Raw genomic sequence first — 22,349 nt, forward strand, 5'->3', positions numbered from 1 at the left:
CCGGTCTCAGGCGTTGGCGACCGCCTCGAGCTGCGGCCGGATCACGTCGAGCGCATAGCCGATCGACAGTGACGAGGGCGTGTTGAACGCGACGACCGTCGGGAAGTCGACGACGGCGAGACCGCCTCCGGTGACGGCCGGCAGCCTGTCGAATCCGGGCAGGGCCATCAGGTCCTGCTCGGTTCCGCCGCGCGGCAGGATGATCAGCAGATCGGCGACCAGGGCGTCGACGCGTTCGGGACCGAGGACGACCCGCCCCTGGGAGGCTCCGCCCTCCGCGACCAGCGCGGGCGGCAGCGTCATGCCCAGCTGTGTGAACAGCGCCGCCGCACCGTCGTCCGGATCGGCGACCACGACGACCTGCTGCTCGTTCGTGACGTATTGCGACAGCGCGGCGGTCCGTCCCTCGAGGCCCGGCAAGGCGGCCTCTTCGATCTCGGCGTTGCGGTCGGCGATGATCCGCTCGGCGTCGTCGGTGCGGCCGAGGACCTCACCGAGCACGCGCACCTGTTCGTCCCAGCGGTCCACCCCGGTGTCGCCGAGGGGCCCGATCGTCGGGGCGACCGCGGAGATCATGTCGTAGTCGTTCTGCGAGGTGATCTGCCAGGCACCGAGGACGAGGTCGGGTTCGAGTGCGGCCACCTCCTCGACGGGCACCGACGTCTCCGCCGCCGCACTCAGCGCCACCGCATCCGGGGAGACGTCGGTCTGCCACGGATAGAGGCCGCGCTCGTCGCCGTACGAGCCGGCGCTGTAGTACGCGATGGGCTGCACCCCGAGTTCGACGAGGGCGTCGAGCCATTGGCTGGAGGTCGCGACGATCCGCTCGGGTGTGCCCTCGATCGTCGTCGTGCCGTAGGAGTGCTCGACGGTGACGGTCTCGCCGCCGGCAGTCGCGGTGTCATCGGTGTCCGACGAACACGCCACGAGGGTCGGGGCGACGAACAGTACGAGCGCTACCGCGGAGAGAACGACTCGGCGCATGGGCGACCTCCATTTCAGGTGAGGCTCACCTTAACCCGAGTGGGACGTCCGTGTGCCGGTGCAGTGCTCAGCGGAAGCGGGACAGCAGGGTCTCCGCCTGTTCGGCGATACCCCGGATCACCTCGCCCGCGGGTCGCTCGGACCGCACCAGACCGGCGGCCTCCCCCGCGTAGACCACCCCGATGTCGGGATCGTCACCGGTGTACGCCGCGGCGAGGGTGTCCTCGTCGGCGCCCCGGCCGTGCCACTCCTCGGTGAACGCATTGCGCAGGGCGCGTCCGCCCCAGCGCGCCGGCCACGGCTGGTGCCGGGCCTTGTCGAAGACGTCGGTGTAGACGGTGTCGGCGCTGCCGGCCTCCACGAGCCGGCCACGGGCGTAATCGGGGCCGACGGTCTCCGGGCTGGCGAGCAGAGCCGTCCCGACCAGGGCGCCCTGTCCACCGGCTGCGAGCACCGCCGCCAGACCGCGGCCCGTGGCGATGCCGCCTGCGGCGAGCACGGGCAGCGACGTCGACTCGAGTACCTCCTGCAGCAGCGGGAGGGTGCCGATCCGGCCCGTGTGCCCACCGGCCTCGTGTCCCTGCGCGATCACCGCGTCGACACCCGCGGCCTCGACCACCCGCAGGTCGTCGATCGTGTTGATCTGCGAGAGGACGACAGCCCCGGCATCGTGGGCACGCTCGACGTAGGGTGCGGGATCGCCGAACGAGAGCGTGACCACCTGCGGGCGGTGCTCGAGCACCGCGGTGAGGAGGCTGTCGTCGTCGGCGAGCGCCCAGGTCATCAGACCGAATCCCACGGCCCCACCACCGATCTCGCGGGCGGTGCGGACCTCACCCTCGATCCACTCGGCGGTGTTGTACCGGGCGGCACCGATCAGGCCGAGGCCGCCGGCCCGCGTCACCTCGCCGGCGAGCCGCCCACCGGCCCGGCCACCCATGGGCGCACCCAGCAGAGGAACGGAGATTCCGAGTTCACGGGTAAGCCAGGTGTCGAGCACGCGAATCCTTCCGGTGGGCGTCGCAGCAGGAGCGACTACTTCTTCGGCTTGTCGGACGAGGCCTCGGACGACAACGCGGCGACGAACGCCTCCTGCGGCACGTCGACGCGGCCGATCGTCTTCATCCGCTTCTTGCCTTCCTTCTGCTTCTCGAGCAGCTTGCGCTTACGGCTGATGTCGCCGCCGTAGCACTTGGCGAGAACGTCCTTGCGGATCGCCCGGATGTTCTCGCGGGCGATGATCTTCGAGCCGATCGCAGCCTGGACGGGCACCTCGAACTGCTGCCGCGGGATGAGTTCCTTGAGCTTGGTCGTCATCTTGTTGCCGTAGGCGGCCGCGGCGTCCTTGTGGACGATCGCGCTGAACGCGTCGACGGCCTCGCCCTGCAACAGGATGTCGACCTTGACCAGCGCGGCCTCCTGCTCGCCGGCCTCCTCGTAGTCCATCGAGGCGTAGCCGCGGGTGCGCGACTTCAGCGAGTCGAAGAAGTCGAAGATGATCTCGGCCATCGGCAACGTGTACCGCAGCTCGACGCGGGTCTCGGACAGGTAGTCCATGCCGCCGAGCTCACCGCGCCGCGACTGGCACAGCTCCATGATCGAACCGATGAACTCGCTCGGCGCGATGATGGTGCACTTGACGATCGGTTCGTAGATCTCGCGCGCCTTGCCCTCGGGCCAGTCGGACGGGTTCGTCACGACGACCTCCTGGCCGCCTTCGAGCACGACTCGGTAGACGACGTTGGGGGCGGTGGAGATCAGGTCGAGGCCGAATTCGCGCTCGAGACGCTCGCGGGTGATCTCCATGTGCAGCAGACCGAGGAAGCCGCAGCGGAAGCCGAATCCGAGCGCGACGGACGTCTCGGGCTCGTAGGTGAGCGCGGCGTCGTTGAGCTGGAGCTTGTCGAGCGCGTCGCGCAGCACCGGGTAGTCGGAGCCGTCGACCGGGTACAGACCGGAGTAGACCATCGGGCGCGGTTCACGGTAGCCCGTGAGCGGATCCTCCGCACCGTTGCGGGCGGTGGTGACGGTGTCGCCGACCTTCGACTGACGCACGTCCTTCACGCCGGTGATGAGATAGCCCACCTCGCCGACGCCGAGACCGGCGGTGGCCTTGGGTTCGGGCGAGACGATGCCGACCTCGAGCAGTTCGTGGGTGGTGCCCGTCGACATCATCTTGATCTTCTCGCGGGGCACGATCTTGCCGTCGACCACACGCACGTAGGTCACGACGCCGCGGTAGGTGTCGTAGACGGAGTCGAAGATCATGGCGCGGGCGGGCGCGTCGGCGTCACCGACCGGCGGCGGCACCTGACGGATCACGGCGTCGATGAGCTCGGGGACGCCCTCGCCGGTCTTGCCGGAGACGCGGAGGACGTCGGACGGCTCGCAGCCGATGATGTTCGCGATCTCGCCGGCGTAACGGTCGGGGTCGGCCGCGGGCAGGTCGATCTTGTTGAGGACCGGGATGATCGTCAGGTCCTTGTCGAGCGCGAGGTAGAGGTTGGCGAGGGTCTGTGCCTCGATGCCCTGTGCGGCGTCGACGAGCAGGACCGCGCCCTCGCACGCCTCGAGCGCGCGGGACACCTCGTAGGTGAAGTCGACGTGACCCGGGGTGTCGATCAGGTGCATCACATAGTCTTCGCCGTCGAGGTTCCACGGCAGACGTACGTTCTGCGCCTTGATCGTGATGCCGCGCTCGCGCTCGATGTCCATGCGGTCGAGGTACTGGGCGCGCATCTGCCGCTCCTCGACCACCCCGGTGAGCTGCAGCATCCGGTCCGCGAGCGTCGACTTTCCGTGGTCGATGTGCGCGATGATGCAGAAGTTCCGGATCTTTGCGGGGTCCGTGAACGTGGTGTCGGCGAAGGTGCTGATGTCGTGCTCCTGACTCGGACTGGCAGCGGCCTGCAGACCGCGGTCACCCTGCAGAATATCCAAGTCGGGCGGCGGCCGGGACTTCGCCCGGGTCAGGTCCGGTTAAGCTCGGTTCCCGTGGCCGGTACATGGAAGAAATTGGGCAGGCAGCTGGGTCGTCTCGCAGTCGAGCAGGGTCCGAAGATCTACCAGCAGTTGCAGCAGTCCGGAGCGCTCGACAAGGCGCGTGCCGCGCTGAACGCGGCCGGCCAGGCCGGCACCGCGAGCGGGACCTCGGGGAGCGGTACCACCGCGGCACCGAAGCCCGGCGCGGACCGGACCGCCACACCGAAGCCCGGTGCTGCGAAGAGCCCGTCCGGTACGAAGCGCCCGGCCCCCGGTCGTCCGGTGGCATCGCGCACCACGCCCACGGCGCAGCGCGCCCGCCACGTCGAGTACTCCCCCGACCTCGACGGTCGCGCCGATCCGGGCGAGATCGTGTGGACCTGGGTGGCGTACGAGGAGGATCCGACGCAGGGCAAGGACCGCCCGGTGCTCGTCGTGGGCCGTGACGACAGGACGCTGCTCGGGCTGATGCTCTCGTCGAACTCCGACCGCGACGGTCACCGCGACTGGCTCGGGATCGGCTCCGGGCAGTGGGACGCCGAGAACCGCCCGAGCTGGGTACGTCTCGATCGCGTGCTCGACGTCCCCGAGGACGGCATCCGCCGCGAGGGCGCGATCCTCCCCCGCGCACGATTCGATCAGGTCGCGACCCGGCTCCGTACCGATTTCGGTTGGAGCTGAATCGGGCCGCGTCCCGACCGAAGGCGCTCAGGAGGCCCGGAGCCCGTACCGCCGCCCGAAGAGGAAGGTGTAGACGAGCGCTCCGAGTGCTCCGCCGATGAGCGGGAACACGATGAACGCCCACAGCTGCCCGAGCGCACCGTCCTGGTAGAAGGCGACGGCGAGGCTGCGGGCGGGATTGACCGACGTGTTGTCGATCGGGATCGAGATCAGGTGGATCGCCGCGAGGGTGAAGCCGATGGCGATGCCGGCGATCGGCGCGTCGGCCACCTGATCGGTCGCACCCAGCACCACGAACACGAGCACGGCCGTGAGCAGGACCTCCACGACGATCATCGCGCCGATGCCGTAGCCGTTCTCGAGCACGCCGCCGAGCGGACCGTGCACGGCCGAGGGGCTGTGCGCGCCCCAGCCGTTCGCCCCGAGGCCGTCGGCGGCCCGGTCGTAGCTCGGCAACGACGACGCCACCGCGTAGAGCGTCAGACCGGCGATCAGACCGCCCACGACCTGCGCGATCCAGTAACCCAAGGCGCGCACCGGGGTCACGTGGCCGACGATGAGCTGCCCGAGCGTCACCGCCGGGTTCACGTGACACCCGGAGATCGGGCCGATGGTGTACACGAGGAACAGCAGGGTCAGGCCGAACGCCAGTGCGACGCCGAGCTGACCGACATACGTTCCGGCGAACACCGCGGTACCCACCGCGGAGAACACCAGGAGGAAGGTTCCGATCGCTTCCGCCACATACTTCCGGAGGTCGGAGAACTCACCGGGGTCTCTGATCTCCAGGGACGTCCGGCGTGCGAGATCTTCGTCGATTCGGGACTCGGGATCGCGTGGGGGTTCCATGGGTCACCTCGATGTTCGCGGCCCCGCACGCAAGCGGAACCTGGTGGTAGAACACTTCGAGTCGATGTACCGCTGTCGATGTACCGCTACGGCGAACTCGTGTTCGCGCTGTGACGCAGATTACGCAAGCCTGGTGACCTCGACAACGACTTCGTGCGCAGTGGCGTGTCCGCCCATGTAGATGCCCTTGAGCGGCGGCACGTCGGTGTAGTCCCGTCCGATGGCGACCGAGGTGTGTTGTTCGCTCACGAATTTCGCGTTGGTGGGGTCGTATCCCCACCACGATCCCGTCCACGCCTGGATCCACGCGTGGGACTGCCCCGCGACGGTTTCACCGATCTCGGCGTCCGCCACCGGATGCAGATAGCCGGAGACATATCGCGCGGGGATCCCCATCCGCCGCAACAACAGCAGCGTCAGGTGCGCGTAGTCCTGGCACACGCCCTGACGTTCCTCGAAGGCCTGCAACGCGGAAGTGTGGACGCCGGTCGTGCCCGGGACGTAGTCCATCTGGTCGTACACCCACTGTGCGGCCGCGACGACGGCGTCGACCGGTTCGAGTCCGCGGGCGAGTTCGCGGGCGGTCGCCTCGAGTTCCGGGTCGGTCGGCACGTACGCGCTGGGGGCCAGCACCTCGTCGTACCGGTCCCGGGTGTCCTGGTCGTTGATGACGTCCCAGCCCGCGGGCTCGTCGGGTGGACGGACCGGGTCGGTCTCGACCACCGACAGTCCGACGACCTCGAGCGAGGTGTGCGGGGCGTGCAGGTCGAAGGCCGTCACGGCACTGCCCCAGTAGTCGGTGTACCGGTAGGAGCGTGTGGCCGGGGTGGTCTCGACGCGGTTGAGCACCACCGTCTGACGGCCGTCCGAGCGCGGGGTGAGTCGGGCCTCGTTGTACGACGCGGTGACCGGACCGTCGTACTCGTACCCGGTCTTGTGCACCACACGCATCCGCCAGCTCACAGTTCTCCCTCCAGAATCGCCATGTCCGCGCCGGCGTCCCGTGCGGAGACCCACGCGACCCATGGGGCGGCGTGGAAGTACTGCAGCGCGATGGCCTCGCCGGCCTTGCGGCACAGGTCCTGCAGCGACGACAGGCGCGTCGCGAGTTCGTCGAGCAGCACGCCCGGACCGATGAATTCGAGTTCGCTGCGGGCACGGCCCAGCAGACGCTGCGCCTCGTCGCGTGCCCCGAACCGGTAGTCGCCGTGGTCGTCGAGTTGGGCGAGACATTCCTCGGCCTGTTTGAGTGCGAAGAACACCGATCGCGGGAACAGTCGGTCGAGCATCATGAACTCGACGATGCGACCCGCGTCGAGCGCTCCGCGGTAGGTGCGCAGATAGGTGTCGTATCCGCCGGCGGACCGCAGCACGGTCGCCCAGCTCGGTGAGGTCGGGCCGTCTCCCGCGCGGGACAGCAGCTGCCGCACGGTCATGTCGACGCGTTCGATCGACCTGCCCAGCAGCAGGAAGCGGTACCCGTCGTCGCGGCACATGGTGCTGTCGGCCAGGCCCGCGAACATCGCGGCGCGGTGTTCGACGTACCGGAAGAACTCGTGGGGCCCGAGCCGTTTCGCCGCGCGTTCGCATTCGGCGAGACCGTTGTAGGTGGTGTTGAGGCACTCCCACATCTCGGTGGAGGTGACTTCGCGTGCACCGCGCGCGTTCTCCCGCGCGAACCCGATGGTGTCGAGGATCGAGCCCGCGCCGTCCCGGCCGAAGGCCACGATCTCGGTGACGGTGCGCACGTCGAGTCTGCCCTCGGGCTCGGTGAATCCGAGCACGCGCAGCAACCGGCGGCAGGTGCGGTCGGGGTCGACGGTCGAATCCTCGAGCAGCTGGTGCACTGCCACGTCCATGATCCGGGCGGTGTCGTCGGCGCGTTCGACGTATCGGCCGATCCAGAACAAGGATTCCGCGTTCCGTGCGAGCATCAGCGGTCGTCCCTTCCGCTCTGTTGTTGCTGTTGTTGTTGCTGCTGTGAGGTGGTGAGTTCCGGGCCGTGCTCGGAACGGTTCACGTCCTCGCGCTCCGCGACGACGCCCTCGCCGCCCAGTTCGGCTGCGGTGTCGGAGGTCTCGGCGAGCACCCAGGTGTCCTTGCTGCCACCGCCCTGACTGGAGTTGACGACGAGCGATCCTTCGGGCAGCGCGACCCGGGTGAGACCGCCGGGCAGAACCCACACGTCTTCACCGTTGTTTACGGCGAACGGACGCAGGTCGACATGGCGCGGAGCGAGCGCATCGCCCGCGCGCGTCGGCACGGTGGACAACTGCACGACGGGTTGCGCGATCCAGCTGCGCGGGTCCTCGCGGATCTTGCCGATCATCTCGTCGAGTTCGGCGCGCGAGGCGTCGGGACCGAACAGGATGCCGTAACCGCCGGAGCCCTCGACGGGCTTGAGGACGAGTTCGTCGATGCGGTCGAGGACCTCCTCGCGTTCGGCGTCGAGCCAGCACCGCAGGGTGTCGACGTTGGGCAGCAGCGGTTTCTCGCCGAGGTAGTAGTCGATGATCTCGGGCACGTAGGTGTAGACGAGCTTGTCGTCGCCCACGCCGTTACCGACGGCGCTGGAGATCACCACGTTGCCCGCCCGAGCGGCGTTGACGAGTCCCGCGACGCCGAGGACGGAGTCGGGGCGGAAGTGCATCGGATCGAGATAGTCGTCGTCGATGCGCCGGTAGATGACGTCGACCTGCCGCTCGCCTTCCGTGGTTCGCATGTAGACGACGTTGTCGCGGCAGAACAGGTCGCGTCCCTCGACGAGTTCGACACCCATCTGGCGGGCCAGCAGCGAATGCTCGAAGTACGCGGAGTTGGCGATGCCCGGGGTGAGCACCACCACGTTGGGGTCTGCGGCGTTCGGGGCAGCGGACGCACGCAGGGCTCGCAGCAGGTGCAGGGCGTAGTCGCCGACCGGCCGCACCTTGTGCTGGGCGAACAGATCGGGTGCGACGCGCGCCATGGCCCGGCGGTTCTCCATGACGTAGGAGACGCCGGACGGTGAGCGCAGATTGTCCTCGAGGACGCGGAAGGTGCCGTTCTCGTCGCGGATCAGGTCGATGCCCGCGACGTGGATGCGCACTCCGTTGGGCGGGACGATGCCCGAGGCCTGGCGGTGGAAGTGCTGGCAGGACGTCACGAGCCGCCGGGGAAGGACCCGGTCGCGCAGGATGCGCTGCTCGCCGTAGACGTCGGCGAGGAACAGTTCGAGGGCACGCACCCGCTGCCGGATGCCGCGTTCGAGTTCGGACCACTCGGCGGCCGCGATCACCCGCGGGACCATGTCGAGGGGGAAGGGCCGCTCCTGCCCGGACAGCGAGAAGGTCACGCCCTGATTGGTGAATGCGCGTCCGAGCGCCTCGGTGCGGGCCGCGAGGTCGTCGACGCCCTTGGACGTGAGCGTCTCGAAGAGCCGTCGGTAGGGTTCGCGGACCTGTCCGTCCACGTCGAACATCTCGTCGTACGCGGTGGGTGCGCCGGGGTCGCCGGATCCGGCGTGAATCTCGGGGTAGCCCGCGAACACGTCGGTGCCGGCGCGTCCGGGGGCGGGTCCGCCCTGCTCGAGGGGGTCGTGCTGATCATGCCGAAATCGTTCTACATGCCGGGGCGGATGACCTCAGACGAAACAAATTCGTTTCATGTGCGAAACATTAGGGGCGCTGACGAGGGTGATCCGGCCTCCGGTTTGGGCTTTGTGATCCATTCTTGGTAGCCTTGTCCATCGGTGCTCAGATGCACCCAGAGCTTTCCTACCAGCTACCAGCAAGACGACAGGATTTTACGCGTGGCCAACATCAAGTCCCAGGTGAAGCGGATTCGCACCAACGAGCGCAACCGACTCCGGAATCAGTCGGTGAAGTCGTCGCTTCGTACGGCGATCCGTTCGTTCCGCGAGGCTGCGGCCGCCGGCGACAAGGACAAGGTCAACGAGCTCCTCGTCGCCACGAGCCGTCAGCTCGACAAGGCTGCCAGCAAGGGTGTCATCCACCCCAACCAGGCTGCCAACAAGAAGTCTGCTCTCGCGAAGCTTGCCAACAAGCTCTGAGTTCATCGCTCCGAGGTAGTAGACGCAGGCTCTGCTTCACGAAGGCCGTCCCCCGCCGGGGACGGCCTTCGTGGCGTTGAACGACAGAAATGATGCCGCCCGCCCGGAATCGGCCGCGGGCACGAGCACGGGCACGGGCGCGCGGAGAAGTCTCAGGCCGCCAGCTCGGAGATGACCCGCACGGCGTGCTCGAGGGCGTAGTCCGGATCGGCCGCGGCTCCCTTGACGTCGGCGTTGAGCGCAGCCACCACCGTGAGTGCGGTCCCGATCGACGCCGGCGCCCACGTGCGCGCCTGCGCCTGCGCCTTCTTCACCTTCCACGGCGGCATACCCAGCGACGACGCGAGGGAGAACGGGTCGCCGCGACCGGCCGAGCCGACCCGGGCGATCGTGTGCACGGCGTCGGCGAGAGCATCGGCGAGCAGCACGTGGGCGACACCGCGGTGCATCGCCCACCGCAGCGCTTCGAGCGCACCGGCGGTGTCGCCGGCCACGGCCTTCTCGGCTACGTCGAATCCCGACACCTCGGCCTTGCCCGAGTAGTAGCGCCGCACGGCCGCAGCATCGATCTTGCCGCCGGTGTCGGCCACGAGCTGGCTGCACGCCGCAGCGAGTTCGCGCAGGTCGGAACCCACCGCTTCGATGACGAGCTGTTCGACATCGCCCGAGACCCGCACCCCCGCGGCCTGGAACTCCTTGTGGACGAACGTCCGCACCCACGCCGCCTTCTCCCCCGCCTTCGCGGGAGCGGCACACATGTGCTCCTCGGCGCCGCACTTGCGCAGCGCGGGCACCATCGCCTTGGTGCGACCCCCGCCGCTGTGGAGGATCACCAGTGTCACGCCCGGAGGCGGATCGCCCGCGACATCGAGGATCAGCGCCGCGGCGTCCTTCCCGGCGTCGGCGGTGGATTCGAGGATCACGATGCGTTCTTCCGCGAACAGCGACGGGCTCAGCAGCTCGGCGAGTTCGGGTACGCCCGCGTCGCCGGCGCGGAGCCGGGAGACGGGGAGATCGCCGGGAGTTTCGCTGCGCGTGCGGACATCGGACACGATCTGCGCGACGGCACGGTCGACGAGCAGTTCTTCCTCACCGAGGATCAGATGCAGGGACGCGTCGCTCACGGTTCGATCGTGCCACGCACGTCCGACACCACCGCGAGCGCCCCGGAGGCGGCACGGACCACCGCGACGTCGCCGTGCAGATCGGTCCGCAGCACCCGCGTCCCCATCCCGGTCAGGGTGTACACGATCTCGGGATGCGGATGACCGAACAGGTTGTCGCGCCCGGCGCTGACGAGGGCGACGCTCGGCCGCACAGCGGTGAGGAAGCGTGCAGGTGTGGTGCGCGAGCCGTGGTGCGGCACCTTCAACACGTCCGCACGCACGTCGGTGCCCGACCGCAGGAGTGCGTCGAGCGCGGCCTCCTCCGCGTCTCCCGGCAACAGGACCCGGCCCACGACGGTGTCGACCGCCAGGACGAGCGAGTCGTCGTTCTCGGAACCGCCCGTCCGTCGCCCGGCCGGGCCCAGCACCCGGAGGTCGAGATCGCCCGCACGCAGGGTCGCACCGGCACCCACTTCCCGCACCACGACACCGATCCCGGTCGCCGCGTCGAGCACACCCGCCGCGTCGTCACCGGCAGCGCCCGGCCCGACCACGACCGTCTCGACCGAGCGCCCGGTGAGGACACCGCGGATTCCACCCGCGTGGTCGGCGTGCAGGTGCGACACGACGAGCAGTGCGACACGGCGAATCCTCAACCGGCGCAGGCACCGATCGACGGGTTCCGGTTCGGGTCCGGTGTCGACGACGACCGCGCGCCCGTCCCCCGTCGCCAGCACCAGCGCATCGCCCTGACCGACATCGCATGCGACGAGTACCCACCCGGCCCCGGGCCAGCCCGGTCGCAGCATCCGCACCGGCAGCCACACCGCCGCGACCGCCAGCGCGATCACGAGGCCGGTGATCCGCACCCGTCGGTGACGAGCCACCGACCACGCAACCGCGACCAGCACCGCAGCGACCACTGCCCCCACCGGCCCGTCCGGCACCTCGAGCTCGGCCGACGGCAACGATGCCGCCCGGTCGGCCACCGTGATCAGCCACCACAGGAACGGCCCGGTGCCGCGCGCGAGCACCTCCCCGACCCACGGGACGACGGAGGCGCCCACCGCGACCAGCGAACCGAGGACCGTCAGCGGCGCCAGTACCGGGGTGACGAGGACATTGGCCGCGACCGACACGACACTCACCGTCCCGCTCACCGCCGCGACGAGAGGTGCGGTCGCCACGAACGCGACCAGCGACATCGCCGTGACCTCCGCGACGGGACGCGGCCACCTGCGATCCACGAGCCGGGTCACGACGGGTGGCGCGGCGACGATCAGTGCCGCCGTCGCGGACACCGACAGCGCGAACCCGACGTCGACGGCGAGGTCGGGCAGGAGCACGAGCAGTACGCCCACCGCGGTGCACAGGGCGGGAAGTGCCTGTCGCTCACGACCCGTCACGAATGCCAGCAACCCGATCGATCCCATCGCCGCCGCGCGCACCACACTCGCCGACGGACGGACCACGACGACGAAGGCGACGAGAGCGGTTCCGGCGAGGACGGTCCCGGAACGCGGTCCGAGTCCTACCGCACGCACGAGGAGCAGTACCGCTCCGAGGACGATGCTGACGTTGGCTCCGGACACGGCCGTCAGGTGCGTCAGTCCGGCCACGCGGAAGTCCTCCCGCACCTCGTCGGTCAGCGCCGTGGTGTCGCCCACCACGAGACCGGGCAGCAGGCCGGCCCGATCGGCGGGAAGCACCGCGGAACCCACCTGCGCGAGCCGGTCGCGTACCGTGCCGGCCCATCGCTGCCACACCGGTGGCGGGCCGACCGTCGTCGGCGCCGTCTCCGCGCGAAGCAACGCCACCGTGGTGCCCGGCCCGGTGTGCGGCGCCGCCCGCACACGTGCGGTGACGGACTGCCCGGGCAGGAGATCTCCCCACGAGTCGGCCGGTGCGAACACCACCACCGATCCCCCGGTCTCCACGGATCGCCCACCGACCGTCACGTGCTCGAGCCGTGCCGGGATGCGTACCCGGGGTGTGTCGTCGAATGCCGCGGCCCGGATGTGCCGCGGGTCGTCGGTGGGGACTAGGACGACGCCGGCCCAGGATCCCTTCTCCGCTGCGGCGGCGATCGGGTGCTGGTCGGCGGCCCACATCCGGAGGCCGGCGGCCGGTCCGAATCCCGCGACGACGGCCAGTGCGGCGAGGAGGATCCGCGCACCTCCGCGTGGGATGCGACCGGTCGCGACGAGCCGGACCGTCACGGAGCACCCGACGACGGCCGCGACCGCCACGACGATCACGATCCGCCATCCCGTGTACAACCCCAGAAGCGTCACGGCCCATGCGGCCAGCGCGCACGGCACCAGCCGGGCATCGAGAACCGTTGCGGCGTCGGACCCGTCGTTCCGTCCGGTCACACCGTCACCAGTTCACGCAGCCTCGCGAGTCGCGCCGGTCCGATCCCGTCGACCTCACCGAGTTGTTCGACGTCCGTGAACGGTCCGTTGGTGTCGCGCCACGAGACGATCGCCGCTGCCGTGACGGGACCGACTCCGGGCAGCGCGTCGAGCGCAGTCTCGTCGGCGGTGTTGAGATCCACCGGCCCGCCCGCATCCGGCGGAGTATCGCCGGGTGTCTGCGCACCGACGATTCCGCTGGCCTGTGGAACGGGTTGGGGCGGGGCGATTCCCACGACGATCTGGTCGCCGTCGGCCACCCGCCGGGCCAGATTCAGGCCGATGAGGTCGGCGCCGTCGGCAGCACCGCCGGCAGCGTCGAGCGCGTCGGCGACACGGGATCCCGCCGGCAGCCGCACGAGTCCGGGACGTGTCACCGCACCCACGACGCTGACGACGAACTCGGTGGAATCCGACTGTGCCGTGTCCGTCTCCCTCGCGGCGGACGGCTCTGCCGTGTCCACGACTTCGACTCTCGGCAGCGGCGGTACCGGTTCGGGGACCGGCCGGTCGCGCCACACGACGACGAGTGCCACTGCGGCGGCGAGTACTCCGATCGCGGCGAGGGCAGCGGTCCCGCGTCGTCCGGTGTCCCATCGCGCTGCGGTCAGCCGATCGACGAATCGTTCCCGGCCGGGGTGGAGAGGCTCGTCACCGTCGTCGGGGTCCGCCCAGGGGTGGTCGTTCGCCGACCTGTCGTCGGTCCAGGGCGGTTCCGCGGGCATCGCCGAGGAACGTGTGATCGCGCCGAGGCGGGTGCGCGCGAGATCACGATGGTCACTGCTCGCCATGCCGCGACGCTAACCTCGTCCGCGACCGCCGGATTCCGTGCCTGCGCCGATCCGGACGGGGTTGTGGATGACCCGCGCCCCTGTGGATGGGTACCCGGATCGGGCTTCCACCGACATGATCCGGACCGGGAGGTGGTGTAAGGGGTTTCAGTCCTCGGGGGTACCGGTCGCCGCGGAGGCGACGACCACACCGACCGCACCCGGCCCGACGTGCGCGCCGAGAACCGCGTCGAGTTCGGACACGACGATCTCGGTGCCTTCCGGAAGACGCTGTGCGAGCTGATCGGCGAGACTGCGCGCCCGCTCGGGTGCCCCGCGGTGGTGCACCGCGACGAGCGGTTCGTCGCCCACATCGGTCGCGGCTCCGTCGACGAGCTTGGCCATCGCCTTGGTCATCGTGCGGGTCTTCTCCCGCAGGACGAGCTTGCCGTCGGAGATGTGCAGCACGGGCTTCATCGCGAGCGCTGTACCCAACAGCGCTGTGGCCGTGCCGATCCGGCCACCGCGACGGAGGTGGTCGAGCCGGTCGACGACGAGCAGGGTCCGGGCGGACGCCGCGACCTCCACGGCCCGCTCGTACACCCGGGCCAGGTCTTCTCCGGCCCGTGCGGCGCGCACCGCTTCGAGGACGGCGAAACCCGAACCCATGGCGGTGTTCCGCGAATCGACGAGCCGGATCCGGTCGCCCAGCGATTCGGCGGCGTGCCGGGCTGCGTCCCACGTCCCGGACAGCACCCGCGAGAGGTGCACGGCCACGACGCCGTCTCCCCCACTGTCCTCGAGGGCCTCGGTGTAGGCGTCGGTCAGTTCTGCGGGAGACGGACCGGAGGTCGTCACGGTCGACAGATCCTCCGGCAACTCGTCGACGCCCTCGCGGAGGTCGCGTCCGCCCGCGATGATGTGCAGTGGCACAACACGGATGTCGTACCGACGGATCAGTTCGGGGTCGATACAACTCGACGAATCTGTGACGACGACGACGGACACGACGCCTACCGTAGGCCCTCCACCGGGACTTCCGCATCCCGATGCACGATCCGGACCGCGTCGCCGACAGCGGCGGCGACACGGCGGTGTCCTTCCCAACCCCAGTGGATCCCGTCGGGATTGGCGTCGTCGGAGAAGACGTTCTCCCGCACCGCTTCGGCGAGATCGACGAGGGGAACCGACTTCTCGGCCGCCCAGCGGGTGATCGCGCGTGCCGCGGGGAGCCGGCCGGCATGCACCGACCGGTACTGCTCGCTGCGGTGCACCGACGGCAGGGTGCCGATGACGGGCAGATCGGGGCGCATGTATGCCAATGCGTCCCTGATCGTTTCGAGGTACTCGACGCTGACCCGAGGTGGGAGCGCCACCGGTCGACCGAGCGGTGACAGTCGCGGCTGCAACCACCCGTAGGCGTTACGCGCCGCGCGACGCAGGGCCGGCGGGCGGATGTAGCGCAGGCCCTCCCGCAGTGCGGTGGGCAGCGGGGACGGGAGGGTGTCCATCCCGCCCACGGCCAGGACGACGGCTCCGGCGTGCGGGATCGCGGCCCACACCCGCGGGTCCTGGGTCATGGCCCACCACGCGTCGCGTGTGGTCCACCCGATCCGGGCGACGAGTTCGACGTCCCATCCGAGTTCGGCCGCGACCAGGTTGGGCCAGATCCGCGGATGGTCGGCGGGCAGGCCGCCCTTCGGGCCGTAGTAGCTCAGCGAGTCGCCGATCACCAGCAGGACCGGGCGCCGCGGGGCGGCGTCGGTCCCGATCGGCGTGGGTTCAGAGGACGTCATCGGGCGCCACCGTGGCCGACGCGTTCCAGACGTCGAGGCGCCAGGACGGCACCTCGCCGTATCCGCTGAGCTGCACCCAGCCGGTGTTCCCGAGACCGCCGAGGACGGGCCACCGATCGACGGGCAGGTCGAGCAGGGCCGCGGTGAGCGCGGCGATCAGACCCCCGTGTGCGACCAGCACGATGGGCCGATCGCTCCAGTTCTCGTACTTGTCGAGCAGTTCGCAGACGACGGCCATGCTGCGCCGCGCGACGTCGATCCGGTTCTCGCCTCCCGGCGGTGCCCAGGTCGCGTCGGCGCGCCACGCGCTGCGCGCGCCCGGGGCCACGGCGTCGACCTCGGTGTGGGTCAGGCCCTGCCATTCGCCGAGATGCGTCTCGCGCAGCCGCGTGTCGATCGCGACCGGCAGCCCGATGCGATCACCGAGCGCGGTCGCCGTGTCGTAGGCGCGGCGCAGATCGGACGAGACGACGGCGAGCGGATCGAACCGGGCGATCGCGTCGGCGACGGCGAGCGCCTGCTGCCGACCGAGCTCGGAGAGGTCGGTGTCGAGCTGGCCCTGCATCCGCCGCGTGGCGTTGTACTCGGTCTGGCCGTGGCGCAGCAGCACCAGCTGCCGCACCCGCGGGCTCTGCGAACCCTCCTCCGGACGACTCACACGTCCTCCGGCGAGTCGGCGGCGTCGATCGCCGAACGGGGGCCACCCACACCGTCGACCTCGATGGTCGGGCAGTCCTTCCACAGGCGGTCGAGGGCGTAGAAGTTGCGCTCGTCCTCGTGCTGGATGTGCACCACGACGTCGACGTAGTCGAGCAGCGTCCACCGTCCCTCGCGGGTGCCCTCGCGGCGGACGGGCTTGTGGCCGGCCTCGCGCAGCTTCTCCTCGACGTTGTCGACGATGGCGTTGACCTGACGCTCGTTGGGTGCGGACGCGATGACGAAGCAGTCGGTGATCACCAGCTGCTCGGACACGTCGAGCACCACGACGTCGGTGGCGAGTTTCTCGTCGGCGGCCAGGGCTGCGATTCGGGCCATCTCCGTGGCTTCTGCCGTTGCGCTCACTGCGTGCTCTTTCTCTCGATGGTGCCGGGGGTGTTTCCGTCGAACACCGGGACGGGATCTCCGTCGAGGTGCGTATTCGTGCGGTAGAGCCGGCGTTTGCTGATGTACTGCACCACTCCGTCGGGCACCAGGTACCAGACCGGCCGGTTCTCGCGAGCCCTCCTGCGGCAGTCCGTGGAGGAGATCGCCAGTGCGGGGATCTCGACCAGGCTCACCGCCTCGGCCGGGAGTTCGTCCAGATGCGGTGCCAGATGTTCGGCGTGCAGGTCGTATCCGGGCCGGGACACCCCGACGAAGCGGGCGAGGTCGAACAGGGTCTGCCAGTCCTGCCAGGACAGGATCGATCCCAGGGCGTCCGCGCCGGTGATGAAGTACAGCTCCGCGTCGGGATACTGCTTGCTGAGATCTCGCAGCGTGTCGACGGTGTAGGTGGGTTTGCGTCGATCGATGTCGACACGGCTGACGGAGAACCGCGGGTTGGATGCGGTCGCGATCACCGTCATCAGGTAGCGGTCCTCGGCGGGGCTGACGTCGCGTCCGGTCTTCTGCCAGGGTTGCCCGGTGGGCACGAAGATCACTTCGTCCAGGTCGAAGCTCGCGGCGACCTCGCTGGCCGCCACGAGGTGTCCGTGGTGGATCGGGTCGAACGTTCCACCCATGACGCCCAGGCGGCGCCTGGGGGCCGAGGGCCGATCCGTTGGCTGATGCACGGTTGTCCAGCTTACGGGTTCACACGGGGAGCAGACTCGCCACCACCGTTGCGAGCTGCTGCGCCGACCGGCACTCGTGCATCGTGACGACCTCGCTGTAGACCCTGGCGGCCGAATCCCCCGAACCCCATTGTCCCTTCGGCTCGGGATTGAGCCAGTGCGCGTGCCGTGCGACGGACACGAGATGTTCGAGGACCTCGAGGTTCGGATTGCGGTAGTTCGTGCGGCCGTCGCCGAGGATCAGCAGCGAGCTACGGCTGGTGAGGGCATGCGCATGGTTATCCGCGAAGCTGCCGAGGGCGTGTCCGTAGTCGGAGTGACCGTCGTAGGTGATCAGCTCCGCTTCCTTCAGCATCCGCGACATGGACTCGCCCAGATCGGACCCTGCGGCGAAATAGTGGGTGACCTCGTCGGCGGTGTCGATGAACGCGAACACGCGCACTCGGGAGAACTGCTCGCGCAGGGCGTGCACGAGCAGCAGCGTGAAGTGCGAGAAGCCGGCGACGGAACCGGAGACGTCGCAGAGCACGACGAGCTCGGGACGCGCCGGACGGGGCTTGCGGTTGACCAGGTCGATGGGCACGCCACCGGTCGACATGGACTTGCGCAGTGTGCGCCGCAGGTCGATGGCGCCGGCACGAGCGCGCCGGCGGCGCGCCGCGAGACGGCTCGCGAGCAGACGCGCGAGCGGCATGACGCTGCGGCGCAGCGCGACGAGTTCCGCGTCGGACGCGCGCAGGAAGTCGACCTCCTCGGCGAGCTTGGGCACCCCGTACTTCTCGACGCGTTCGCGGCCGAGCTGCTCGGCGGTGCGTCGGCGGGTCTCCCGTTCGACCATCGCCCGGAAATCGGCGATGCGCTGGGCGGCGGTGCGCCGCGCAACCTCGCTCTCGTAGGCGGCGTCGTCGCGTTCCTCGCGGGTGCTGTTGCCGAGCAGTCCCTCGAGGATCTTCGTGAGCAGGGTGTCCGGGGAGACGTCGCGCAGCGCCTGATAGGCCGAGAAGGAAGGGCCGTTCGACGACGCATACTGGCCGAGTTCCTCGACGATGGCGGAGACGAGCATCTCGGAGGCCTCGAGTGCCTCCGGCGACTCGTCGGACAGCAGCTCGGCGATGAGGTCGCGCAGGGCTTCGAAGTCGACCTCCCCCGTCGGGGTGCGCGGGATGCTCACCTGAGGGTCGGTGGACTCGCGGCGTCCGATCGCTGGCGGGAACCACAGGTCGAACAGGGCGTCGAAGGTCGGCCGGTGTGTGGACCGGCGGAGCAGGGTGCACGCGAGGCCTTCGCGGAGGGCCTCCCGATCGAGGAGATCGAGCACCGTCATGACCCGTCCGGCGTCGACCGTCTCGGACGGCCCGACCGCGATGCCGCGGCGGCGCAGCGCCTCGACGAATCCGACCAGGTGCCCGGGCAGTCCGTGGGGTGCCGGGGGCGCCTCGGATCCGGGAAGGTGCGCGGCGGCCATGTCAGTTCAACCGGAGCTCGGCGGCAGCGCGGATCTGGTCGGACTGGTGCTTGAGGATCACGCCGAGCGTGCTGCGCAGCGCGGTGTCGTCGAGGGTGTCGAGCCCCAGTGCGAGCAGGGTGCGACCCCAGTCGATCGTCTCGGCCACCGACGGCACCTTCTTGAGCTGCATGCCGCGGAGCACGCGGACCGTGCGCACGAGCTGGTCGGCGAGCGCGTCGGGCAGATCGGGGACCCGGCTGGCGAGGATGCGTCGTTCGAGGTCGGCGTCGGGGAAGTCCAGGTGCAGGAACAGGCACCGGCGCTTGAGCGCTTCGGACAACTCGCGGGTGGCGTTCGAGGTGAGCACCGCGAACGGCTTGCGGGTGGCCCGGATGGTGCCGAGCTCGGGCACCGTGACCGCGAAGTCGCTGAGCACCTCGAGCAGCAGGCCTTCGATCTCCACGTCGGCCTTGTCGACCTCGTCGACGAGCAGCACGGTCGGATCCTCGCGGCGGATCGCGGTGAGCAGCGGCCGCGACAGCAGGAACTCCTCGGAGAAGACGTCCTCCTTGGTGCGGTCCCACGACTCGCCCGCCGCGGCGGTCGCTCCTGCCGACTGGATGCGCAGGATCTGCTTGGCGTGGTTCCACTCGTACAGCGCGCGGGATTCGTCGACGCCCTCGTAGCACTGCAGGCGCACGAGTTCGGCCTCGGAGGTTTCGGCGACGGCACGGGCGAGCTCGGTCTTGCCCACGCCCGCGGGTCCCTCGATCAGCAACGGCTTGCCGAGGCGATCGGCGAGGAACACCGCGGTCGCGGTGGACTTGTCGGCGAGATAACCGGTACCGGCCAGACGATCGACGACGTCCTGGACGTCCGCGAAGATCGGCGGGGTGGTGGGCAGCGCACGATCCACGCTGGTTCCTTTCGTCGGGCCGGTCTCGATCAGGCGGGGCGGGTGTGGCCGTCGCCCCACACCACCCACTTCGTCGACGTCAGCTCGGGCAGACCCATCGGACCGCGGGCGTGCAGCTTCTGGGTGGAGATCCCGATCTCCGCGCCGAATCCGAACTGCTCACCGTCCGTGAACGCCGTCGAAGCGTTGACCATAACGGCTGCGGCGTCCACGCGCGTCGTGAACTCCCGCGCAGCAGCGAGGTCCGAGGTGACGATCGCCTCGGTGTGACCGGTGCCGTAACGGTCGATGTGGTCGACGGCGGCGTCGAGGTCGTCGACCACGGCGAGGGCGACGTCGAGCGAGAGGTACTCGTCCGACCAGTCCTGTTCGGTCGCGGGCACGAGGCCGGGCAGGTCGCCGTGGACCGTGACGCTGTGTTGCTGGAAGGCCTGCAGGATCTTCGGAACGGCGGTGTCGGCGATCGCCTTGTCGACGAGGATCGTCTCGGCGGTGTTGCACACGCTGGGCCGGCGGGTCTTCGCGTTGATCACGATCTTCTCGGCCATCTCCAGATCGGCCGCGGAGTGGATGTAGACGTGGCAGTTGCCGGTGCCCGTCTCGATCGTGGGGACGGTCGCGTCGCGGACCACCGCGGCGATCAGACCGGCGCCACCGCGCGGGATCACGACGTCGACCAGCCCCCGGGCCTGGATCAGATGCGTCACCGACGAGCGGTCGGCGCTCGGCAGCAACTGCACGGCGTCGGCGGGGATGCCCCGATTCTCGAGCGAGGCACGCAGCACCTCGACGAGCGCGGCGTTCGAGCGGGCCGCGGACGACGAGCCGCGCAGCAATGCGGCGTTGCCGGACTTCAGGGCGAGACCGAAGGCGTCGACCGTGACGTTCGGACGCGCTTCGTAGACCATGCCGACCACGCCGAGCGGGACGCGCACCTGGCGCAGCTCGAGACCGTTCGGCAGCGTCGAGCCGCGGACCACCCCGCCGATCGGGTCGGGCAGTCCGGCCACCTGGCGCAGACCGGCGGCGATCCCGTCGATCCGGTCGGGGGTCAGGCGCAGCCGGTCGAGGATGGCCTCCTCGGTGCCACCGGCACGAGCGGCCTCGATGTCCTCGGCGTTCGCAGCCAGGACGGTGTCGGCGGCGGCGAGCAGAGCGTCGGCCGCGGCGTGCAGAGCCGCGTCCTTCTCGGTGGTGGTGAGCAGCGCGAGACGACGCGATGCCACGCGGGCGCGACGCGCGGCCTCGTGGACGGCCTCACGGGTGTCCGTGCCGGCGTCGGTCGCAGCTGAGTCGGGGGTCACGGCAGTCATGTGTCCAGCCTAGTCGGGTCCTCGCGGAACCCGACAGGCCGTGTGCCGTCAGCGCAGCCCGGTCCCCCGCGCCAGCGCCGTCTCCACCAGGATCGACAGCAGCTCGGCGTACTCCACGCCGGTGGCCTCCCACATCCGCGGGTACATCGAGATCGAGGTGAATCCGGGCATCGTGTTGATCTCGTTGATCACCGGTCCGTCCTCGGTGACGAAGAAGTCGACGCGGGACAGGCCGTGGCAGTCGAGGGCGCGGAACGCCCGGACCGCGAGTTCGCGGATCCGGTCGGAGGTCTCCTCGTCGAGCTTGGCCGGGACGTCGAACTCGCAGACGTCGTCGAGGTACTTCGTGTCGAAGTCGTAGAACGCCTCGTGGTCGCCGGAGGTGTCGGGCATGCGGATCTCGGCGACGACACTCGCGCGGACGTCGCCGTCCGGGAACTCGAGCACGCCGCACTCGACCTCGCGGCCGATGATCGCGGACTCGACGATGACCTTGGGGTCGTGCTGCCTGGCCTTCGCGACGGCGTCGTCGAAGGCGGCCCAGTCGGCCACGCGACTGATGCCGATGGACGATCCGCCGCGGGCGGGCTTGACGAAGACGGGCAGGCCGAGGCGGGTCTTCTGCTCCTCGGTGAGGGACGCGGTGCCGGGACGCAGGACGATCTGGAAGCCGACCGGCAGGCCTTCGGCCGCGAGCAGCTTCTTGGTGAACTCCTTGTCCATACCGGCGGCGCTGGCGAGGACGCCGGGACCGACGTACGGGATGTCCGCGAGTTCGAGCAGACCCTGGATGGTGCCGTCCTCGCCGTAGGCGCCGTGCAGGACCGGGAACACCACGTCGACCGAGGCGAGCACCCGGCCGTAGGAGGCCTCGTCGAGGGCGACGATGTCGCCACCGCGGGTCGGATCCGCGGTGAGGACGAGATCGGAGCCGTCGCCGGCGACGACGGGCAGTTCACGACCGGCCGCGGCGAGGCCGGCGGGGTCCGCGTCGCCGAGGACCCATGCGCCCTCGGGAGTGATGCCGATGGGCACGACCTCGTACTTCTCCGGATCCAGGTTGCGCAGGATGCTCCCTGCCGAGATGCAGGAGACGGAATGTTCGTTGCTGCGACCACCGAAGACGACGGCCACCCGGGTTCGGGGCGTACTCACGTGTCGAACCGTACCGGGTGGCGATCTCCGCGTGTCGAGCGAGTCCTACGCGGGTGGGACCGGACACCCTGCTATGTCTCCGCGGGCCCCGGTCTCCCTCACCGGAGGGTCGCCTC

21 protein-coding genes are annotated in these 22,349 nt (G+C 69.7%); 2 read left to right on the forward strand and 19 right to left on the reverse strand.

Annotated features, from left to right (window positions below; all coding sequences use genetic code 11):
• Positions 1-6 precede the first annotated feature (6 nt).
• The 3 genes from U9J23_RS15225 to lepA form a co-directional block, all read right to left on the reverse strand.
• Complete coding sequence (locus U9J23_RS15225; RefSeq protein WP_085468441.1) at positions 7-984, reverse strand: ABC transporter substrate-binding protein; 978 nt, start codon at positions 982-984, stop codon at positions 7-9.
• A 67-nt stretch (positions 985-1,051) separates the two neighbouring features.
• Positions 1,052-1,984: an NAD(P)H-dependent flavin oxidoreductase gene (locus U9J23_RS15230; RefSeq protein WP_059380814.1), complete on the reverse strand. Its 933-nt coding sequence runs from the start codon at positions 1,982-1,984 to the stop codon at positions 1,052-1,054.
• A gap of 35 nt (positions 1,985-2,019) precedes the next feature.
• The gene (lepA, locus tag U9J23_RS15235) at positions 2,020-3,915 is read right to left on the reverse strand and encodes a translation elongation factor 4 (protein WP_228525328.1); all 1,896 of its coding nucleotides are present in this window, start codon (positions 3,913-3,915) and stop codon (positions 2,020-2,022) included.
• Positions 3,916-3,978: 63 nt separating this feature from the next.
• Between lepA and U9J23_RS15240 the strand changes: the two genes are divergently transcribed.
• Positions 3,979-4,647, forward strand: a complete 669-nt coding sequence (locus tag U9J23_RS15240; RefSeq protein WP_326598669.1) for a type II toxin-antitoxin system PemK/MazF family toxin — start codon at positions 3,979-3,981, stop codon at positions 4,645-4,647.
• Positions 4,648-4,674: 27 nt separating this feature from the next.
• Here the strand turns inward: U9J23_RS15240 and U9J23_RS15245 are convergent, their stop codons facing one another.
• The 4 genes from U9J23_RS15245 to U9J23_RS15260 form a co-directional block, all read right to left on the reverse strand.
• On the reverse strand, positions 4,675-5,496 hold the full coding sequence (locus U9J23_RS15245; RefSeq protein WP_085468444.1) for an aquaporin: 822 nt from the start codon (positions 5,494-5,496) through the stop codon (positions 4,675-4,677).
• Between the two features lie 120 nt (positions 5,497-5,616).
• Positions 5,617-6,447: a transglutaminase family protein gene (locus tag U9J23_RS15250; protein ID WP_085468545.1), complete on the reverse strand. Its 831-nt coding sequence runs from the start codon at positions 6,445-6,447 to the stop codon at positions 5,617-5,619.
• A gap of 8 nt (positions 6,448-6,455) precedes the next feature.
• Complete coding sequence (locus U9J23_RS15255) at positions 6,456-7,430, reverse strand: alpha-E domain-containing protein (RefSeq protein ID WP_106199339.1); 975 nt, start codon at positions 7,428-7,430, stop codon at positions 6,456-6,458.
• Positions 7,430-9,022, reverse strand: a complete 1,593-nt coding sequence (locus U9J23_RS15260) for a circularly permuted type 2 ATP-grasp protein (RefSeq protein WP_442802250.1) — start codon at positions 9,020-9,022, stop codon at positions 7,430-7,432. Before U9J23_RS15260 ends, U9J23_RS15255 begins: the two co-directional genes overlap by 1 nt.
• Positions 9,023-9,283: 261 nt before the next feature.
• Here U9J23_RS15260 and rpsT point away from each other — a divergent pair, with 261 nt between their 5' ends.
• On the forward strand, positions 9,284-9,544 hold the full coding sequence (gene rpsT, locus U9J23_RS15265; RefSeq protein WP_006554505.1) for a 30S ribosomal protein S20: 261 nt from the start codon (positions 9,284-9,286) through the stop codon (positions 9,542-9,544).
• Between the two features lie 152 nt (positions 9,545-9,696).
• Here the strand turns inward: rpsT and holA are convergent, their stop codons facing one another.
• From holA to U9J23_RS15325, 12 genes are all read right to left on the reverse strand, one after another.
• On the reverse strand, positions 9,697-10,668 hold the full coding sequence (holA, locus tag U9J23_RS15270) for a DNA polymerase III subunit delta (protein ID WP_106199337.1): 972 nt from the start codon (positions 10,666-10,668) through the stop codon (positions 9,697-9,699).
• Positions 10,665-13,025 carry a DNA internalization-related competence protein ComEC/Rec2 gene (locus tag U9J23_RS15275; protein ID WP_194699222.1) on the reverse strand — a complete coding sequence of 787 codons (2,361 nt, stop codon included), beginning with the start codon at positions 13,023-13,025 and terminating at the stop codon, positions 10,665-10,667. Before U9J23_RS15275 ends, holA begins: the two co-directional genes overlap by 4 nt.
• Positions 13,022-13,855, reverse strand: coding sequence for a ComEA family DNA-binding protein (locus tag U9J23_RS15280; protein WP_145708048.1), 834 nt, complete (start codon positions 13,853-13,855; stop codon positions 13,022-13,024). The genes U9J23_RS15275 and U9J23_RS15280 overlap by 4 nt, the downstream gene beginning before the upstream one ends.
• Before the next feature lie 147 nt (positions 13,856-14,002).
• Entirely contained in the window at positions 14,003-14,842 is an 840-nt protein-coding gene (locus U9J23_RS15285; RefSeq protein ID WP_085468450.1) for a DegV family protein, read from the reverse strand.
• 5 nt (positions 14,843-14,847) lie between these two features.
• Positions 14,848-15,630, reverse strand: coding sequence for a diglucosylglycerate octanoyltransferase (gene octT, locus U9J23_RS15290; RefSeq protein ID WP_059380806.1), 783 nt, complete (start codon positions 15,628-15,630; stop codon positions 14,848-14,850).
• A complete protein-coding gene (locus U9J23_RS15295; protein ID WP_326602937.1) occupies positions 15,617-16,195 on the reverse strand; it encodes a histidine phosphatase family protein in 579 nt (192 codons plus the stop codon). Before U9J23_RS15295 ends, octT begins: the two co-directional genes overlap by 14 nt.
• Before the next feature lie 89 nt (positions 16,196-16,284).
• Positions 16,285-16,692, reverse strand: coding sequence for a ribosome silencing factor (rsfS, locus tag U9J23_RS15300; protein WP_024101369.1), 408 nt, complete (start codon positions 16,690-16,692; stop codon positions 16,285-16,287).
• Positions 16,689-17,402: a nicotinate-nucleotide adenylyltransferase gene (nadD, locus tag U9J23_RS15305; RefSeq protein ID WP_226949848.1), complete on the reverse strand. Its 714-nt coding sequence runs from the start codon at positions 17,400-17,402 to the stop codon at positions 16,689-16,691. Before nadD ends, rsfS begins: the two co-directional genes overlap by 4 nt.
• Before the next feature lie 19 nt (positions 17,403-17,421).
• A complete protein-coding gene (locus U9J23_RS15310; RefSeq protein WP_059380803.1) occupies positions 17,422-18,867 on the reverse strand; it encodes a vWA domain-containing protein in 1,446 nt (481 codons plus the stop codon).
• A 1-nt stretch (position 18,868) separates the two neighbouring features.
• Positions 18,869-19,765: an AAA family ATPase gene (locus U9J23_RS15315; protein WP_006554514.1), complete on the reverse strand. Its 897-nt coding sequence runs from the start codon at positions 19,763-19,765 to the stop codon at positions 18,869-18,871.
• A 29-nt stretch (positions 19,766-19,794) separates the two neighbouring features.
• Positions 19,795-21,078: a glutamate-5-semialdehyde dehydrogenase gene (locus tag U9J23_RS15320; protein ID WP_059380802.1), complete on the reverse strand. Its 1,284-nt coding sequence runs from the start codon at positions 21,076-21,078 to the stop codon at positions 19,795-19,797.
• Between the two features lie 48 nt (positions 21,079-21,126).
• A complete protein-coding gene (locus U9J23_RS15325; RefSeq protein WP_059380801.1) occupies positions 21,127-22,233 on the reverse strand; it encodes a D-alanine--D-alanine ligase family protein in 1,107 nt (368 codons plus the stop codon).
• Between the last annotated feature and the right edge of the window lie 116 nt (positions 22,234-22,349).

The organism is Rhodococcus sp. PD04, from assembly GCF_035918275.1.
Lineage (GTDB): Bacteria > Actinomycetota > Actinomycetes > Mycobacteriales > Mycobacteriaceae > Rhodococcus > Rhodococcus rhodochrous.

Excerpts from the sequence above, each read along its gene's own strand:
- U9J23_RS15225 (WP_085468441.1), bottom strand. The coding sequence starts at position 984 with ATGCGCCGAGTCGTTCTCTCCGCGGTAGCGCTCGTACTGTTCGTCGCC.
- U9J23_RS15245 (WP_085468444.1), bottom strand. The coding sequence starts at position 5,496 with ATGGAACCCCCACGCGATCCCGAGTCCCGAATCGACGAAGATCTCGCA.
- U9J23_RS15250 (WP_085468545.1), bottom strand. The coding sequence starts at position 6,447 with ATGCGTGTGGTGCACAAGACCGGGTACGAGTACGACGGTCCGGTCACC.
- U9J23_RS15255 (WP_106199339.1), bottom strand. The coding sequence starts at position 7,430 with ATGCTCGCACGGAACGCGGAATCCTTGTTCTGGATCGGCCGATACGTC.
- U9J23_RS15280 (WP_145708048.1), bottom strand. The coding sequence starts at position 13,855 with ATGGCGAGCAGTGACCATCGTGATCTCGCGCGCACCCGCCTCGGCGCG.
- octT (WP_059380806.1), bottom strand. The coding sequence starts at position 15,630 with ATGACGTCCTCTGAACCCACGCCGATCGGGACCGACGCCGCCCCGCGG.
- U9J23_RS15295 (WP_326602937.1), bottom strand. The coding sequence starts at position 16,195 with ATGCAGGGCCAGCTCGACACCGACCTCTCCGAGCTCGGTCGGCAGCAG.
- U9J23_RS15310 (WP_059380803.1), bottom strand. The coding sequence starts at position 18,867 with ATGGCCGCCGCGCACCTTCCCGGATCCGAGGCGCCCCCGGCACCCCAC.
- U9J23_RS15320 (WP_059380802.1), bottom strand. The coding sequence starts at position 21,078 with ATGACTGCCGTGACCCCCGACTCAGCTGCGACCGACGCCGGCACGGAC.